The sequence below is a fragment of the Parasediminibacterium sp. HNIBRBA5674 genome, assembly GCF_056745525.1.
In genome coordinates, this window is the sequence record NZ_JBQWIE010000055.1 from 1 (window position 1) to 17,531 (window position 17,531).

Annotated in this window: 14 protein-coding genes; 7 read left to right on the forward strand and 7 right to left on the reverse strand. The window is 36.6% G+C overall.

The features are described from left to right. Positions 1-585: 585 nt before the first annotated feature. From ACT9TX_RS17405 to ACT9TX_RS17425, 5 genes are all read right to left on the reverse strand, one after another. Complete coding sequence (locus ACT9TX_RS17405; RefSeq protein ID WP_481340197.1) at positions 586-1,587, reverse strand: tetratricopeptide repeat protein; 1,002 nt, start codon at positions 1,585-1,587, stop codon at positions 586-588. A 57-nt stretch (positions 1,588-1,644) separates the two neighbouring features. Next, positions 1,645-2,877, reverse strand: a complete 1,233-nt coding sequence (locus ACT9TX_RS17410) for a DUF1015 domain-containing protein (RefSeq protein WP_481340198.1) — start codon at positions 2,875-2,877, stop codon at positions 1,645-1,647. A 120-nt stretch (positions 2,878-2,997) separates the two neighbouring features. Further along, positions 2,998-3,603, reverse strand: a complete 606-nt coding sequence (locus ACT9TX_RS17415; RefSeq protein WP_481340199.1) for a DUF4833 domain-containing protein — start codon at positions 3,601-3,603, stop codon at positions 2,998-3,000. Positions 3,604-3,656: 53 nt separating this feature from the next. Next, positions 3,657-4,727, reverse strand: a complete 1,071-nt coding sequence (gene serC, locus ACT9TX_RS17420) for a 3-phosphoserine/phosphohydroxythreonine transaminase (RefSeq protein ID WP_481340201.1) — start codon at positions 4,725-4,727, stop codon at positions 3,657-3,659. 104 nt (positions 4,728-4,831) lie between these two features. After that, complete coding sequence (locus tag ACT9TX_RS17425) at positions 4,832-5,476, reverse strand: DUF502 domain-containing protein (protein ID WP_481340202.1); 645 nt, start codon at positions 5,474-5,476, stop codon at positions 4,832-4,834. A gap of 199 nt (positions 5,477-5,675) precedes the next feature. Between ACT9TX_RS17425 and ACT9TX_RS17430 the strand changes: the two genes are divergently transcribed. From ACT9TX_RS17430 to ACT9TX_RS17450, 5 genes are all read left to right on the forward strand, one after another. Then, entirely contained in the window at positions 5,676-6,284 is a 609-nt protein-coding gene (locus ACT9TX_RS17430; RefSeq protein ID WP_481340204.1) for a TetR/AcrR family transcriptional regulator, read from the forward strand. A 7-nt stretch (positions 6,285-6,291) separates the two neighbouring features. Then, positions 6,292-7,707: a TolC family protein gene (locus tag ACT9TX_RS17435; protein WP_481340205.1), complete on the forward strand. Its 1,416-nt coding sequence runs from the start codon at positions 6,292-6,294 to the stop codon at positions 7,705-7,707. Between the two features lie 31 nt (positions 7,708-7,738). Continuing rightward, positions 7,739-8,923, forward strand: coding sequence for an efflux RND transporter periplasmic adaptor subunit (locus tag ACT9TX_RS17440; RefSeq protein ID WP_481340207.1), 1,185 nt, complete (start codon positions 7,739-7,741; stop codon positions 8,921-8,923). Between the two features lie 35 nt (positions 8,924-8,958). After that, positions 8,959-9,366 (forward strand): GxxExxY protein, encoded by a 408-nt coding sequence (locus tag ACT9TX_RS17445; RefSeq protein WP_481340209.1) that lies wholly within the window; start codon positions 8,959-8,961, stop codon positions 9,364-9,366. A 63-nt stretch (positions 9,367-9,429) separates the two neighbouring features. Further along, on the forward strand, positions 9,430-13,071 hold the full coding sequence (locus tag ACT9TX_RS17450; RefSeq protein WP_481340210.1) for an efflux RND transporter permease subunit: 3,642 nt from the start codon (positions 9,430-9,432) through the stop codon (positions 13,069-13,071). Between the two features lie 221 nt (positions 13,072-13,292). Here ACT9TX_RS17450 and ACT9TX_RS17455 read toward each other — a convergent pair whose 3' ends face one another. Next, positions 13,293-15,050: a hypothetical protein gene (locus ACT9TX_RS17455; RefSeq protein WP_481340212.1), complete on the reverse strand. Its 1,758-nt coding sequence runs from the start codon at positions 15,048-15,050 to the stop codon at positions 13,293-13,295. A 374-nt stretch (positions 15,051-15,424) separates the two neighbouring features. Further along, on the reverse strand, positions 15,425-15,634 hold the full coding sequence (locus ACT9TX_RS17460; protein ID WP_481340213.1) for a hypothetical protein: 210 nt from the start codon (positions 15,632-15,634) through the stop codon (positions 15,425-15,427). 401 nt (positions 15,635-16,035) lie between these two features. Between ACT9TX_RS17460 and ACT9TX_RS17465 the strand changes: the two genes are divergently transcribed. Continuing rightward, positions 16,036-16,791, forward strand: coding sequence for a hypothetical protein (locus tag ACT9TX_RS17465; RefSeq protein WP_481340214.1), 756 nt, complete (start codon positions 16,036-16,038; stop codon positions 16,789-16,791). A 212-nt stretch (positions 16,792-17,003) separates the two neighbouring features. Further along, entirely contained in the window at positions 17,004-17,426 is a 423-nt protein-coding gene (locus ACT9TX_RS17470; protein WP_481340216.1) for a DUF5675 family protein, read from the forward strand. Positions 17,427-17,531 lie beyond the last annotated feature (105 nt).

Here is a 17,531-nt window from a genome sequence, read left to right on the forward strand (position 1 = left end):
AAAAGGATGATGTGTATATTAAACGATAAGTTCTTAGAAAATATACTCTTTAAAGAAATTTAGATGCGTTTGCCCTGTTGAACAAAACGATAGGTAAGCGAATCTAAATAGCACATCAGTTAGATATTGCCAAATAATATCGAACAATCAATAGTTGTTTTATATTGAAACATACGCTTTAGTATTCCCAAAAGATACTTTAGGTGTAAAAGTGTATTGCGGGGCTTTCTCTTAACACATTTTGGATGCAGAAGTCTATCACGGGGCAGTCCCGTAAGGCATTTTAGATACAAAAGTGTATCACGGGGTATTTTTTAAAGCCATTTTAATTTAAAAAATGCTTAGCGGGGCAGTTTTATAAATCTCACATATAATTTTTCTACTTGGTAGGGTGCGTAACCATGCTGCATAGCGATAAGAACGTTGCAGTGAGTGACACAACAGAAGCTAAATAGTAGTACTACTGCTGGTTACATTATTTATTTACCTAAAATAAGTGGTTGGGCTATTTGTAAATACATTGCTGTTTGTAGACGCATTGCGATGCGAACAAAAACAAAGACAAAGACGCATTGCAATGCGTCTTTACCGTAATTTAAACACTTTATTCTGCTGGTATTGCTTAAAAACGGCGGCTTCTTTGTCGTGTGTGTTTAACCATATTTGGTAAGCAGATGGGCTTGCGGCAGCACCAAATAGCCACTGATTATAGGCATCAAACATGCCTTCGCGTATTAAATATTGGTGATGGTTAAACAGTTGATAGGGTTGTCTTTCATCGGCTTTGTTGTAAAACCAATCTAGTACAAAACGCGTTCTAATGGCTGTAATATTTTCTGGTGTAACGCCTGTGCTAGTAATGGCTTTGGTTTTTGCTAAGTTTTCGTAAATGCTACGCTCAAAAGCTGTGAGCTTCAAATCTGTACTTAACGTTTCTACATCGTATTCTGTGTACAGTTTTTTGTAGCCATCAAGCAATAAGCTTTTAATTTCTGCGGTGCGTTGTGTAAAGCTTTCTAGATTAATAAATATTTCGCCGTATAATAATTGCCACAGTAAGTTTTTGTCAAATCGGCCAAAATACATGATGGCATTGTAGTAATTATTGGCATAGTTTGGGTCTTTGGCAATGCCTGTTTCCCAAGCTTGTATGGCTATAGGCAAGTTGCCATCAAGCGCAAGCAATTCGCCATATTCGTTGTACAAAACACCACTATTAGGAAACTTAGCTAAAGCCGTTTGGTACAGTTTAGAGCAGCTTGCATAATCTTTACTGCCTTTGTAAGCAATACCAAGCACTTGAAAAGATTGTACATCTGCATCGGACTTTTCGGTTAAGTATTTACCAATGCTAATGGCTTTTGGATATTCTCTTTTAAGGCAATTGAGGTAAGCAAAATCTTTCAGTACATCTACATTATCTGGCTCTTGTTTTAGTACATTGTTAAACACCAAAGTAGCATTGTCATAATCGCCTTGCTGCATAAAATTTTTAGCAGTTTGATACAAGTCTTTTGTTGTGGGCTGTTGCGCCGCAGCATGAGACAAGCTACCAATAACCAATGCAATAATGACAAAATACTTCATAAGGGCGTTTTAATGTAAACCCGTCAGGTTTTGGAAAACCTGACGGGTTTTAAAAAATTAGTAAATAAGATGCGTTAACAAACCATCTCTTAATTTAGGTTCAAACCAAGTGCTTTTTGGTGGCATTACGTTGCCACTGTCTGCAATATCAAACAATTGCTCGATAGTTACAGCATATAAGCTAAATGCTACGGCCATATCGCCATTGTCTACACGTCTTTCAAGCTCTTGTAAGCCACGAATACCGCCTACAAAATCAATGCGTGTATCGGTACGAGGGTCGTTGATGTTTAATATTTTGCTTAGCAAATTATCTTGTAAAATGGTTACATCAAGTATGCCAATTGGGTCAGTAGTGTAAGTACCTTCTTTAGCTACCAATTTGTACCAAGTACCGCCAAGATACATACCAAACTCATGCAAAGCTGCGGGTTTAAAAGCGTCTTTGGCTAGTTTGGTTACTGTAAAACTTCGTTCTACAGCCGCAATAAATTCAACTTCAGAAAGGCCGTTTAAATCTTTAGCCATACGATTGTAATCCATGATGTACAACTGATTGGAAGGAAATAACGTGGTTAAAAAATAATCACTTTCTGGTGTAGCGGCTTCGCCTAATGCTTTGCGCACTTTAGCTGCAGAAGCTGCTCTGTGGTGACCATCAGCAATGTACGTACAAGGTACTTGCGCCGCAAATAAATCGGTAATGGTTTTGCAAGCCTCACTGTCGCTCACAATCCAAATAGTGTGTTGAATATTATCATCAGCTACAAAATCGTATTGTGGACTTTTGGTAGCTTTCCAGTTATCTATCAATACATCTACATCTGCATTATTTCTGTAGGCCAAAAACACATTACCTGTTTGTGCGCCTGTGGTTTTAATGTGGTTAATGCGGTCTTGTTCTTTTTCTGGTCTTGTAAATTCGTGTTTTTTAATGATGTCTTTCTCGTAATCATCAACACTACTTACGCATACCAAACCTGTTTGGCTACGGCCATTCATTATTAGCTGATAAATGTAATAGCACTCTTTATCTTCTCTAAACAACGTATCACGTTGTATAAAGGCTGTTAAATTTTCTTTAGCCTTATCGTACACTTGCTGGCTGTGAATATCAATACCATCTGGTAAGCTGATTTCACTTTTAGTAATATTTAAAAAACTGTACGGATTGCCTTGCACTTCTACTTTGGCTTCGGCACTATTTAATACATCGTAAGGGCGGCTTGCAACTTGCTTGGCAAACTGTGGTTGCGGGCGCAACGCTTTAAAAGGTTTAATATCTGACATGCGGCAAATATCTGTAAATATTCATTAAATCTACCGTTGTGCTAGGTTACTGAATTATTGAATTTTTAAGTGAAACTTTTGCACAAATGATTTTGCTACATTTTAAAGTTACAAAACCAGTTATACAGCTACCTTAAAACGCTCCATGGCTTCTTTGCCTGTAGCCACATCTATGCCCTTCATTTCTATGTAAATAACATTTGGTTTCCAAAAGCTACCACCTGGATCTATGCGAATGAACACCCGTTTAAGCATAGCCATTTTAGCATTTATGATAGAGAACATATGGTACTTATTGTCGCCCTTGTGACGCATTAAGTACAGAGGCTTTTTTTTGTACGAGTTAATGTGCATCTCAAAACTTGTATCGGTTACTTTCTCGGTTTTTATACCGTAAGCAAATACACGTTGTATATAGCTGAGTTCTTTTTTAGCGCCATCTTCTGCAAAGCGCAGCCAATGTACCACTACAGGTTCATCTTTAATGATTTGTCCTTTAGCATCTTCATTTAACTCGTACACAATAGTATTGGTATTGGGTGTACGTTGTAAATAAAACAACTGCTTTGGGTTGGGCTTTGGTACAGGAAAAGTGTCTTGTGCATCAATTACAGCAGCAGGCTTATGCTGATAAGCTGGCATACGAAAGGCCGTAATAGTAAGTAATACAAGCATAGCTATTGAACCATAGCTAGCAATAAATACTGTTTTATTGGGTTTAAACATTGAGTAACCTAAAAAATGAACAATCAAAAAACATTTGCCGAAGGCATAAAAAATTAACTAACCGAAGCTGCAAATTCTTTCATTAAATCGCAGAAGAGTTGCACACTTTCTAGTGCCAAAGCATTGTACATGCTTACTCTTACACCACCTACTGTACGGTAACCTTTTACACCTACCATACCTCTTTGCTTGCAAAGCTCTAGAAATGGTGCTTCGTGTTCAGGATTGGTTAATACAAATACCGCATTCATTTGGCTTCTATCTTCTTTAGCCACTGTTGGGGTAAATATTGGTAAGCTATCTAGTGTATTGTACAATAGGGTAGATTTTTCTAAATTTCGTCTGCCCATTTCTTCCAAGCCGCCTTCTGCTTTAATCCAACGTAGGGTTAACAAGGCTACATACACTGCAAATACAGGTGGTGTGTTCATTAAAGAGTCTGCTGCAATGTGCTTTGCATAATCCATAATGTTTGGTATAGGGCGTGTTATTTTGCCTAACAAATCTTTTTTAACCACTACTAAATTTACACCCGCAGCACCCATGTTTTTTTGTGCGCCAGCATAAATTAAAGAGAATTTTTTATAGTTGAATGGGCGGCTAAAAATATCGCTACTCATATCTGCCACAATAGGCACATTGGTTTCTGGTATGTTGTGCCATTGCGTACCTTCTACCGTATTATTAGTAGTTATGTGTAAATATTTTGCATCAGCAGGAATCTCAAAACCTTTGTTGATGTACGTATGGTTTTTATCTTTTGAGCTTGCCACTACATTTACATTGCCAAACAAAGCAGCTTCTTTTAAAGCTTTGCTGCCCCAAATACCATTGTCGCAATAAGCTGCTGTTTCGTTAGTATCTAGCAAGTTCATAGGTACTTGCATAAACTGTGTGGTAGCGCCGCCATGTAAAAACAATACTTCGTAGCTATCATCTAAATCCATCAATTCACGTACAAGCGCCCTAGCTTCAGCCAAAGCATCCATAAAGTAGGTGGTACGGTGACCAATTTCTAATAAGGATAAGCCAGTATTGTTAAACTCTAATATGGCTTGAGACGCTTGCTCTAAAACAGTTTGCGGTAAAATAGATGGCCCAGAATTGAAGTTGTGTTTTTTCATGCTACTTACTTTGAGGGCTGCAAGGTACGATTATGTACGATTTAAATTAGTCTATAACACTAATAGACATTTATGAATTAGGCAATAGTTTACTTGTTGCACTTTTACACCTCAGTAACACCGCCACTTACAGCAAATTTCATGGTATCAGCAGGACTTATTTTATCAATTAATTTTATTTTATGATTAGGTACAAAATAGGTGATGCCACTAATAGCATATGAATGTGGCACATAAACAGCTACATGGTGTTCTAGCCCAAAATCGGTAACAGATTGTTGTGTAATAAAGCCAATGCGCCACACATCCTCACCATCTACATTTACCAAAACAGCCCTATCAAATTTCTTTTTATTGCCAGCAAATGCTTCTAAAAAATCTTTAACGGATGAATAGATAAACTTAATGCCAGGTGTACTTTCTAGCACTTTGTCTAGCACTTCTACCAATCTGCCCACAACAAACAAAGAAGATACCCAACCAATAACCACCACTAAAAAAATTACGACTATAAAACCCAAGCCAGGTATTTTTTGCAAATTACCATCGGCATCTTTAGGTACTACATTGGGTAGAATGGCGTGAATAAAGTTGGGCAAAATATTATCTACCGTATTAAATAGGCCTAAAACCACCCAAATAGTAATGCCGATAGGCGCAATTACGATTAAGCCTTGAAAGAAAAATTGTAATATACGAGCAACCACACTTTTAGTAGCTGCTTTTCGGCTCTCTCTATCAAACATCATAACCAATAATTTATTCTGTAAAGTAAATCACAAAAGGCTAAAAATTTTTTTAAGTTTTTTAGGCTTGCAAGCAATTGATAAACAAATGGTTTATGTATGCTGAAACTTCTCTTAACAATTTGATAACGAAAAAATCTTTGCTCGGAAACTTTGACAACGAAAAAAGTTTCCATAGTTTTGCACTTTAATTACCCCAAAAATGGAAATAAAGGACAGAATATTAGAAAAAGCCCACGAGCTATACATGCGTTACGGCATTAAAAGCATCACGATGGATGAAATAGCTGGCCATCTTGGTATATCTAAAAAAACAATCTATCAGTCGTATAAAGATAAAGACGAATTAGTTTCTGCGGTTTTTAACAGAATGATTAATGCTAACAAGTGTGCTTGTGAAGGTGGTAGAGAAAAATCTGATAATGCAATTCACGAGCAATTTTTGTGTAGCGATGTGGTGCAAGAGATGTTTAACAAAATGAATCCTTCCATTTTGCATGACATCAACCGCTACCACCCAAAAGTGTATGGCGAACTAGAAAAGCACAAAAAAGAATTTGTTTTTGAAATGATAAAAAACAACTTACAAAGAGGTATTGATGAAGGGTTGTTTAGGCCAGATATGAAGATAGACATTGTTGCTAGGCTACAACTTGAAGTAATATCTCTTTTACATGATACAGAGTTTGTACATAAATATGGCTTGAGTACCATAGAAAAAGAACTCAACGACTTTTTTCTGCATGGCTCTATAATGCCTAACGGTAAGGAACTAATAACTAAATATAAACAAGAACGAGAAAACAAATAAACAAACAATGAAACAACAATTCCTAAAAACGAGCATGTTTTGCATGGTATTGTTGGTGTTTTTTGGTGCAAATGCCCAAACAACATCAACGGTAAACAAGTATGCATTTTCTGTACAGCAAGCGGTAGACTTTGCTACCAAAAACAATGTGCAGGTAAAAAATGCATTACTTAACCTAAAAAACCAAGAGCAAGTAAACAGAGAAATTACCGCTGCGGCTTTGCCTACTGTAAGTGGTAATATTAGTAGTACTTACAATCCTAACATTGCAGTACAAAACATACCAGACTTTATTTCGCCAGCCACGTATGGTGTATTGATAAATGAAGCGGTAAGAAATGGCAATACTGGCCAAACGATAACAATGCCTGCAAGCTTTGGAAGCATTGCAGCACAATTCGGTACCAAGTTTAATGCTACTGCAGCGGTATCGTTACAGCAATTATTATTTGATGGTCAAGTATTTATTGGCTTACAAGCTCGTAAAACATCTATCGATTTTCAAACAAAAAATGTAGAAGTAACGGAAGAAAGTATTAAGACTAATGTTTACAAAATTTATTATCAATTAGTGGTAGCTAAAACACAATTGGCAATTTTTGATGCTAATATTGCACTTGTAGAAAAGTTGTTACGTGAGACTAAAATAATGTTTGAAACTGGCGTTGCTGAAAAGCTAGATATCAATAAACTGAATGTACAGTTAGCCAATTTAAGAACGCAAAAGCAGAGTACTGAAAACTCTATAGACATTGGTTATTTAGGGTTGAAAACACTTATTGGTGTGCCTATTAAAGACTCATTGATTTTAACAGATAATATTACTGAAGACCAAATTAAATCTGGCATTTTAACAGACGCCTATCAATACAGCGACCGCAAAGATTTTCAATATCTAGAACTTGGTAAAAAGTTAAATGAGTTTAATGTACGTAGATATAAACTTAGTTACTTACCTACAGTGGCTTTAAGTGGTAGCTATGCAAAAAATGCTCAGCGTAATAAGTTTGATTTTTTTGGCAAAGGCGATTGGTTTACCATATCATCTGTTGGTGTAAATGTGTCTGTACCAATATTTAGTGGCTTTGCCAAAGATGCAAGAGTGAAACAAGCACAAATAAGCTTGGCTCAAACCAATAATACTATTGATGGCTATAAAAATTTGATTGACAACGAAGTGTCAACTGCTCAATTCAATTTAAAGTCGGCAATTGCTACAATTGATTACCAAAAACAAAATATGGTATTGGCTGAAGAGGTATATAATCAAACTGTAAAAAAGTTTCAAGCTGGCTTAGGCAGCAATACTGAAATTACGGCGGCACAAACAGATAAAACAACTGCAGAAACTAATTATATTAATGCTTTGTACAAAGCCATTATTGCTAAAATTGATTATCAAAAAGCCATTGGTAAATTATAATTTAATCATTCCAAAACATAAAAACATCTATATGCAACACATAAACAAAATCATGCTATTTGCAGCACTAGTAGCTATTACTGCTTGTGGTGGTAGCGACGTAACTAAGAAAAAAGCTGAGCTTGAAAAACTTAAAAAGCAACAAGCGGATGTAACAACTAGCATAGCTACATTAGAAGCAGAAATTGCTAAACTAGATCCAGCATCGGTAAAGGCAGCGCAAACCAAATTGGTATCAATTGCACCTATTGCTGCTGAAACATTTACACACTACATTGACTTACAAGGCAAGGTTGAAGCCGTTAACATATCTTATGTAACTCCAAGAAATGGTGGTGGTCAAGTAAAAGCTGTATTGGTAAAAAAAGGTGATGCGGTTAAAAAAGGTCAACTATTGTTACAATTAGATAATACTATTTCTAAGCAAAGCTTAGTAGCGGCAGAGCAAGGTTTACAAACTCAAAAAACACAATTGAGTTTTGCAAAAACCCTTTACCAAAAACAAAAAACTTTGTGGGATCAAGGTATTGGGACAGAAGTACAATTGATTACTGCTAAGAACAATGTAGATGCTCTTGAATCGCAAGTAAAAACTACTGAAGAGCAAATTAAAATAAGTAGGGAACAGGTAGGTTTTTCTAATATTTATGCTGATGTAAGCGGTATAGCTGACGAAGTAAATATTAGAGTGGGTGAGTTTTTTACAGGACTTGCTGGCTTAACACCACAAATAAGAATTGTAAACACTGATAACTTAAAGATTACCGCACAAATACCAGAAAACTACTTAAACAAAGTAGGTGTAGGTAGTAAGCTAAATGTAACCTTGCCAGACATTCATAAAACCATTACTGCCAATGTAACGGTAGCAAGCAAACTAATAGATGCAGGTAGTAGAAGCTTTTACGTAGAAGCTAAAATACCTACCGATAAAGACTTTCATCCAAATCAGTTGGCCTTAATTAACATTCAAGATTATAGCAACGCTAAAGCCTTAGTAGTACCATTAAATACTTTACAAAACGATGAAAAAGGTAAGTATGTAATGGTGGCTGTGAAAGAAGGTGCAAAACTAGTAGCTAAGAAAAAAGTAGTAAAAGCTGGCGAATTGTATGGCGATAGAGTTGAAATATTGTCTGGTCTTGCAATAGGTGAAGATGTAATTATAGAAGGCTTTCAAGGTTTGTATGATGGTCAGTTGTTGACTACCAAGTAGAGTGTTTAACCACATAGACATATAGGCACAATAGAATGATAACTAGAAAAGATATAGACGATTTAACCTACTTAATAATTGGTTGCGCTATAGAAGTTCATAAAGAACTTGGGCCAGGATTATTAGAGAGTGTTTATCATTCTTGCTTTGTAGAAGAATTAAAGAGCAAGCAATTGCATTATCAATCTGAACTTGAAGTGCCTATTGTTTATAAAGGTAAACATCTGAATACTAACTTAAGGCTAGATGTACTTGTAGAAGATTTAATGATAGTTGAACTAAAGGCGGTTGAGAAAATTTTACCCGTTCATCAAGCACAACTACTTACTTATTTAAAGTTGTTAGAAAAACCAAAAGGAATACTTATCAACTTTAACTGTACGAATATTTTTAAAGAAGGGCAGAAAACAATGGTAAATGATTTGTACGCATTGTTGCCTTAATTTAATAACTAAAACTTTCACCCCACTATGTGCCTAAGTGCCTATGTGGTAAAACAACATAAAATGAGTGTACTCGAAAACATAAAGGATAAGTTCAAAGAATTTGGTCCTACCACGTGGAGTATCAAAAACAAAACTTCCATTTACCTATTGATGGTATTTGTATCCATTATTGGTATTGTAAAGTTTGTTACGTTACCCAAAGAGCAATTTCCTGAAATTGTGATTCCTACTATTTATGTGCAAACCATTTATGTAGGTAACTCACCAAAGGATATTGAAAACCTTGTAACACGCCCAATTGAGAAACAAATTAAGGGTATTACAGGTGCAAAAATTAAGAAGTTTACAAGCACTTCTCAGCAAGATTATAGCGCTATTACTGTAGAGTTTGATACCGATGTAAAAACCGATATCGCCCTACAAAAAGTGAAAGATGCGATAGATAAAGCAAAGCAAGATTTACCAAACGATTTAACACAAGAGCCTACCGCACTTGAGGTTAACTTATCTGATCAACCAATTATGTACGTAAACTTAAGTGGTGATTATGATTTGGTAAAGCTGAAAAAATATGCCGATGATTTGAAAGACAAACTAGAAGATTTGCCACAAATTAATCGTGTAGATATTGTAGGTGCACCTGAACGTGAGTTTCAAATTAATGTAGACAACTACCGTATGCAAAGCGCTGGTATTACGTTTGATGATATTAGTAATGCTGTACAACGTGAAAACTTAGACGTATCTGGTGGCTTGCTAGAAGTAGGTACTATGCGTCGTAATATTCAGCTGAAAGGGCAGTTAAAAACGGCTGCTGATATTCAGAAAATAGTATTGCGTAACACAAGCGGCTCGCCTATTTACCTAAAAGATATTGCTACCATTATAGACACTACTAAAGAGCGTGAAAGTTATGCTCGTTTAGATGGTAAAAATGTGGTAACATTAAACATCATTAAACGTAGCGGTGAGAACCTGATAGAAACAAGTGAAGGCGTTAAAAACGTAGTAAAAGAAGGTAAAGGCGTATTGTTTCCAAACGACCTAAACGCAGTAGTAACAGGCGATCAAAGTATTAAAACCAAAACATCATTTACTGATTTGGTTAACTCAATCATCATTGGTTTTATATTGGTGTTAATCATTTTGATGTTCTTTATGGGTGTTACCAATGCCTTCTTTGTTGCCTTGTCTGTACCGTTAAGTATGTTTGTTGCCTTCTTGTTTTTGCCTGGTGCAGACTTAATAGTAGGTACACACGTAACGCTCAATTTCATGGTATTATTTGCCTTGTTGTTTGGGCTAGGTATTATAGTAGATGATGCCATTGTGGTGATAGAAAATACGCACCGCATATTTGTAGAAGGTAAGGGTAAAATAAGCTCATACTTTGCTGCACGCATGGCAGCTGGTGAAGTGTTCGTTCCAGTATTAGCAGGTACGTTAACCACTTTAGCACCGTTCTTCCCATTATTATTTTGGCCAGGTATTATTGGTAAGTTCATGGTGTATTTACCTACCATGCTCATCTTTACATTGGCTGCATCATTAGTAGTTGCATTTATCATGAACCCAGTGTTTGCGGTAGATTTTATGAACCATGCAGAAGATGAAGGCGTAAAAACTAAGAGTGATGTATTTAAAAAACCATTCTTCTTATTCTTAGTAGCAAGTTCATTAATAGCTTATGTAACCGTATTGTTTCCAAATAAGATGGTAATTACAGAAGATGGTGGTACTATCAACATGTTCTTTGCTAACTTGTTAATGCTATCTGCTATTTTGATGGTGTTCAATAGTTATGTTTTAGATGGTGCTATTCATGCGTTTCAAAATAGAGCATTGCCTTGGATTATGAACCACTATGAAAGCCTATTGCGTTATGTATTGCAAGGTTGGAGGCCTGTGTATGTATTACTTGGTGTAATAGGTTTATTCTTTGTGTCATTGTTCGTTTTTGTTGGATTAATAGGTGCAGGCAAAATACCTATTAGCTTCTTTCCTAAAGGCGACCCTAATCAAGTGTATGTGTACTTAAAGTTGCCTGTAGGTACTGATGTTAAGTTTACTGATAGTGTTACACAAGTATTAGAAAAGCGTGTAAACAAAGTACTAGGCGTAGATAACGGTAAGAAAAACCCTGTGGTAGAAAGTGTGATAAGTAACGTGGCACTTGGTGCAAGTGACCCTAGCAGTGGTGATAGAAGTACGCGTAGTGAACTGGGTAGAATTCAGGTGTCGTTTGTAGAGTTTGAGAAACGTCATGGTGTAAGCACAAGACCTTATTTAGATTCTATTCGTTCTGAAATGAAAGGTATACCTGGTGCACAGATAACAGTAGACCAAGAAAGTTCTGGCCCGCCAACAGATCCACCAATTAATATTGAAGTTTCAAGTGAAGACTTTGATGGTTTATTAAAAACATCTGTGAGCTTGAAAAACTATTTAGACTCAATTCAAGTGCCTGGTGTAGAAGAGTTAAAGATGGACGTAGATTTAACCAATCCTGAAATTACTCTAACAGTAAACAGAGAAAGAGCCTTGATAGAGGGTGTGTCTACAGCACAAATTGGTTTAGCTATTCGTACCGCTTTGTTTGGTAAAGAATTATCAAAAATTAAAGAAGGTAAAGAAGAGTATAAAATACAATTGCGCAACAATGAGGTACAGCGTAAGAACCTTGTAGAGTTGTTAAACATGAAGATTTACTTCAGAGATTTTGCAACAGGCGGCTTTAAAAATATCCCTATTAGTTCGCTGGTTTCTGCTGAGCCAACAAGTACTTTAGGTAGCGTAAAACGTAAGAACCAGAAGCGTGTTATTAGCTTACGCTCAAACGTATTAACTACACAAGGTTACAATGCTACAGCAGTAAACCAAGTAATAAAACGTTACCTAGATAGCTACAAAGGCAAAGCTGATGGTGTAACTATTAAGCAAACTGGTGAGGGTGAACAACAAGCAGAAACTGGCGCATTCTTGTTTAATGCCTTGTTAATTGCCCTGGGATTAATTCTATTGGTGTTGGTGTTACAATTCAATAGCATCAGTAAGTCTATCATCATTTTATCTGAAATTATTTTTAGTGTGATAGGTGTGTTTATTGGTTTCTCTGTAAGCCGTATTGAGGTATCTGTGTTAATGACTGGCTTAGGTATTGTAGGTCTTGCAGGTATTGTTGTTAAAAACGGTATCTTGGTAATTGAGTTTGCAGATGAGTTAAGAAGCCGTGGTTTAAAAACCAGAGAAGCTGTGGTACAAGCTGGTAAAACACGTATTATTCCAGTATTGTTAACCGCTTTAGCAGCCATCTTAGCCTTTATACCAATTGCAGTAGGTTTCAATATCAACTTCGTAGCGTTGTTTAGTGAGTTTAACCCACATATTTATTTTGGTGGTGATAACGTAGTGTTCTGGAAGCCGCTAAGCTGGACAATCATTTTTGGTTTAGCATTCGCTTTTTTTATGACGCTTGTAGTAGTACCTGCTATGTATTTGATAGCAGAACGCTTACGTAGACCAATGCGTAATATGTATGGTGGTAAATGGATTAGTATGTTAGGTATTCCACCAGCTACATTCTTGTTTATTCCTTTGATGCTGATTACTATGGTAAGACATAGAGCTAAACGCATCAAACGAGCAAGAAAAATGTATGGTAATAACAAAGTGAATGCATCATTTATTGGTAGTTGGTTTTAGAGCCTCCTAGCCCTTACAAAGGGTTATTATTTAAAGCCCTTGATAGCTTATTGCTAGCAAGGGCTTTTTTTATTAGAGGGTTAGTACTCTCTTAGTACACTATCTGTACTTGGACAATACTTCTGCTATCTTCAGCAATACTTCGAAATTGTGTGTCTTGCTTCGTTGAAATTATAGGGACTCATTAAGCATCTTTTTGATGGTATACTTGCAATATCTTTTTAGAAATCGAAGGTTCGCCTTTGAATATTCATTCTTACGCCTAGTGTGAAGAAGTTACTTTTAAAAGTAGAAGCAACATCAGCACGTTTAAAGGTTCTAATGCTTGCATTGGCATCTAAGAAAATGTTTGGCAAAATTTCATAAGCCGCGGAAAAATTGACCAACATTGTTTTTGCTAAAATACCACTGCCTATATAGAAGCCGTAGAAACGAGGAGCTGTATTGTAAAACCTAAATGGATTTGAGCCAAAGTTTTGCCCTGCACTATCTAAGCCTTGTTCGTAATAAATCAGTTTGCCTTGTAAGGTTAATTTTGGTAGCGGTTGATATTTTGCAATGGCTATAAACTCTCTTAAGTTGGCGCCAGCAGGGTGTGCCAATGGTTGGTTGTAATGTGTGAAAGAACTCGTTGTATCGTAGTGAGAATATACAAAAGGTCTGATAATATTTATCTCGCCTTGGATATCGAGGTTCTTAATGCCAAATAAGTCAACGTGTTTCATTCCAAGTTGTAAAGCTTGTTTGTTTACAACGGCACCTCTACTGTAGTGTGTTAATTCGTCAAACACAAATTCATTTAAAATAAATTGGCCATACAATTGTGTATTTTTGAAAGCGTTGTATTTTACATTTAAACCAAGGGTTACTTTATCAGGGCTGCCATTTTCTAACTCTGCCGAGCGATAAAAAATTACTGGATTTAAATAGCTCAGGTCAAAGCCATTACTTCTACCAAACATAATGTCTTCAAAGAAGCCAACATTTAGTTTTTTAGTTACTTGAAAATCTAAGTAGTGCATGGCCATAAACTTTTTAGGTCTTAAAAAGTTAGTGCCATTAGGTACATAAGTTTCTATTTGCTGGGCAAATAAGTTGTAGTAGTTGAGCTTCCAAATGCGTGTGTTTATTTTAAAGAACAAAAAGCTATTACTAAAGTCGCTGATGATTAGGCTTCTAACACCATTGCCAATAAATACTTTATCGTAAGCAAATTCGCCTTGTATGCCTTTTGCTATTTTAAAGTTGATACCACCACGCGCATCGAAATAATCATAACCACCATCTTGACTACCAGCTTTAAAGCCAAGGCGATAAAAGCCCACACCTGGTAATGCGTTATGTGCTTGCTCGTATTGCTGTGCATATAATGGATCCCTTTCTTGATTAGAGGTGTAATAGGTATAATAACCAATGTTTTTAGTGAGCTTGCCACGAGCATAAAAGCCACGTGTACTATTTAAAAGATTATTTTGTACGTTATTGTCTTTACCGTTTTGTATGTTAAAGACAGGAGTTAAAAAGAATGAAAAGTCTTCTCTTTTTACGCCTAAGTAGCCGGGGTTTGTTTTGCCTTTGGCTGAAAAGAATGTTTTAAAATTTAGTGTGGTATCTTTTAGGTTACTACGTTGGTCGAAATTATCTAGTAGTAAAAGGTTAAGGTTGTATTTATCTACTTTAGATAAACTGATTTTGCCTTCATCCGATAACTGCTTGATGTATTCTAAACGTTGGGTAATTGTTTGGCGGTTGTATGGTTTAACTGCTGAGAAGTTAAGTACAGAGTCAGTTTGTAACTTCACTTCAAGCCTGTCTAAAATACCGTACTGCCTAGAGCCTAGTTGAATATTATCTGACTGGGCATTGGCATTTATAACAGCAAATACAGTAAAGCAAAAGATTAGTAAAAATTGATTGTTACGTACCATTTGATGATTATTATTTTGATTGTTTAATCGTTTCAAAAGTAGGTGTTTCACATAAATTTATAGTTAAGTGTCTGTTTATTGTTCGTTTACTAGTGAATTTGTGCGACTCGTAACTTGTATTAGATTGATGTTTTGAACTATTTTTTGATTAAGGCTGTGATATTTTCCTGGGTTACTGAAAAATCTGACAGCGTTTTTTTAGTTGGGGTTTCTTAAGCTGTAGTTATCAATTTGTACATCTGTATTTATTTTAGCGCTTGAGGTTTTTTGCTACCTTTTACTACCTAGGTTATAATTTGCTTTTACAAATTCAAATAGTTTGCGCATTTAGTGTTGATTTGGTACTCTGGTAGTACACTATCAGTACTTAGGCAGTACTTGTGCTATAGCTATAGATAACTACCGCATTTGCCAAGGAAATAACACTATAGTCTTTTGATAATTTCTTCTTCTGAGAAGCCCACTTGCTGGGCAAATTCTTGTACCGTTATAAAATCGTTCTTGCCCTTCCCTAGTTTTTGCCTGATTTGTTGTAACAATAATTGAGACGTTCTTAGGCTACGACCTGTTAAGGCTTCTACGTCTTTTGGGTAAATAACCATGCGTTTTGTGAGGAAATGTGATGTATTGCGCATAATACGCAGCAGTTTTTCAGGGTATTATAAAGCTGTTTTAGAATTGCATTACCAAAGAAAAACGAGGGATAAAAATGGCTGAGTATTCTATAGCATCACTTGTTATATTTTGCTACAATTTGATATTGTACCTTCTGCTATAACGTAGACAAGACAAATGATTGCTGTATGTGTGGCTAGTGATTTTTATCTCAGTTATGGCATTCATGTGTTGCAAAGTAGTGGATGGGGATTACCCACTACCAAGCAACAACAGTTGGCTTCCCCACCAACTGGCATGATTGCAATGAGGCAGGCAGTCGATTGTCGATAGTCCATAGACGACCGTTTACCGAAGCGATGCATTGGGTAGGCAAGGAACAAGATTTGAGATTATTTATTCATTTATTAAAACAATTTTTATGGCGGAGCAAAAAGGTATCATCAAGTTAAAGGGTACGATAGGCGATATCACTTTTTATAAAACTGCTGATGGTTATCTGGCACGAGAAAGAGGTGGTGTTGATGGCAAACGTATTGCCACTGATCCTAATTTTCAGCGAACTCGTGAAAATGGGGCAGAATTTGGTAGAGCTGGCAAAGCAGGTAAGCTTTTGCGAACTGCTTTTAGAAGCGTCAGTATTACTACAAGTGATAGTAAAATGTCTAACAGGCTGACACAATTGATGGTGAAAGTGATACAAGCTGATGCTACTAGTATTAGAGGTGAGCGCAATGTAATAGATGGCGAGGCTGAATTGTTACAAGGTTTTGAGTTTAACATTAATAGTAAGCTAGACACGTCTTTTTTTGCACCTTACAATGCAACAATTGTGAGGGCGACTGGTGTTATGACTATCGTGATTGATTCTTATATCGCAGCTAATATGATAGCAGCTCCTGAGGGTGCCACGCATTACAATCTATTATCGGCTAGTGCAGCGATTGATTTTGAAAACGTCAATTTTGATATTGACATTGCTAATACTGGCGAACTCGCTTTAACTAATGTAGCAACTGCCCCTTTAACACTTACCACGAATCTGCCCGTTGCTAGTACTCACCCAATTTTTCTAGCATTTGGTATTGATTACTACCAAGTAGTGAATAATGTGATGTATCAATTGAAGAATGGTGCGTATAATTCGCTTTGCATTGTGAAGGTTGATGGAGTTTAATGAACGGTCCACAACCGATAGGCTACAGACCACTGATCACCGAAGCGAAGCATTAAGAAGGCAAGGAGGCGGAAAGATGTGATATGGTAAATAGAAGACAGTTGATAGACTATTGAAGAATGTAAGATAGATTGCTACCCCGAAAATCGGGGCAGGCAGTGCCTCGCAACGACGGGCTAATATTCGCTTTTTAACCCATTTAATTATTTGATATGCAACTTGAGTTATTGAGAACTTATTATGCAGATGGTACGAATGGTATGATTACTCTTGATGGCGCACTGCTGTGCTATACCATCGAACTTCCTTGGCGTAATAATGCAACAGGCATTTCTTGTATTCCCGAAGGCAGTTACTCTCTGGCCAAGCGCTTTAGCCCCAAGTTTCAATGGCATTTGCAAGTGATGGCTGTACCAAATAGAGATTTGATTTTGATACATCCTGCAAATAATGCGTTGACGGAACTAAAAGGCTGTATTGCTCCTGTTTCTAGCATTACTGGGCATGGTTCTGGCACCGCTTCACGTGCGGCGGTACAGGCTTTACAGGCTATTATTTTTCCTGTATTAGACAAAGGGGAAGATATTCTTTTGGTGATTAGAAAGGTTAAACCGTCGAACGTCGATAGTCCATAGACGACAGACGACCGATGACCCTAAGGCGGATTGCTTCATTCTTCGCAATGACGGGCAGATGTTTCGTTCCTCAACATGACATTGGAGAAACAGACGGCTGTATTG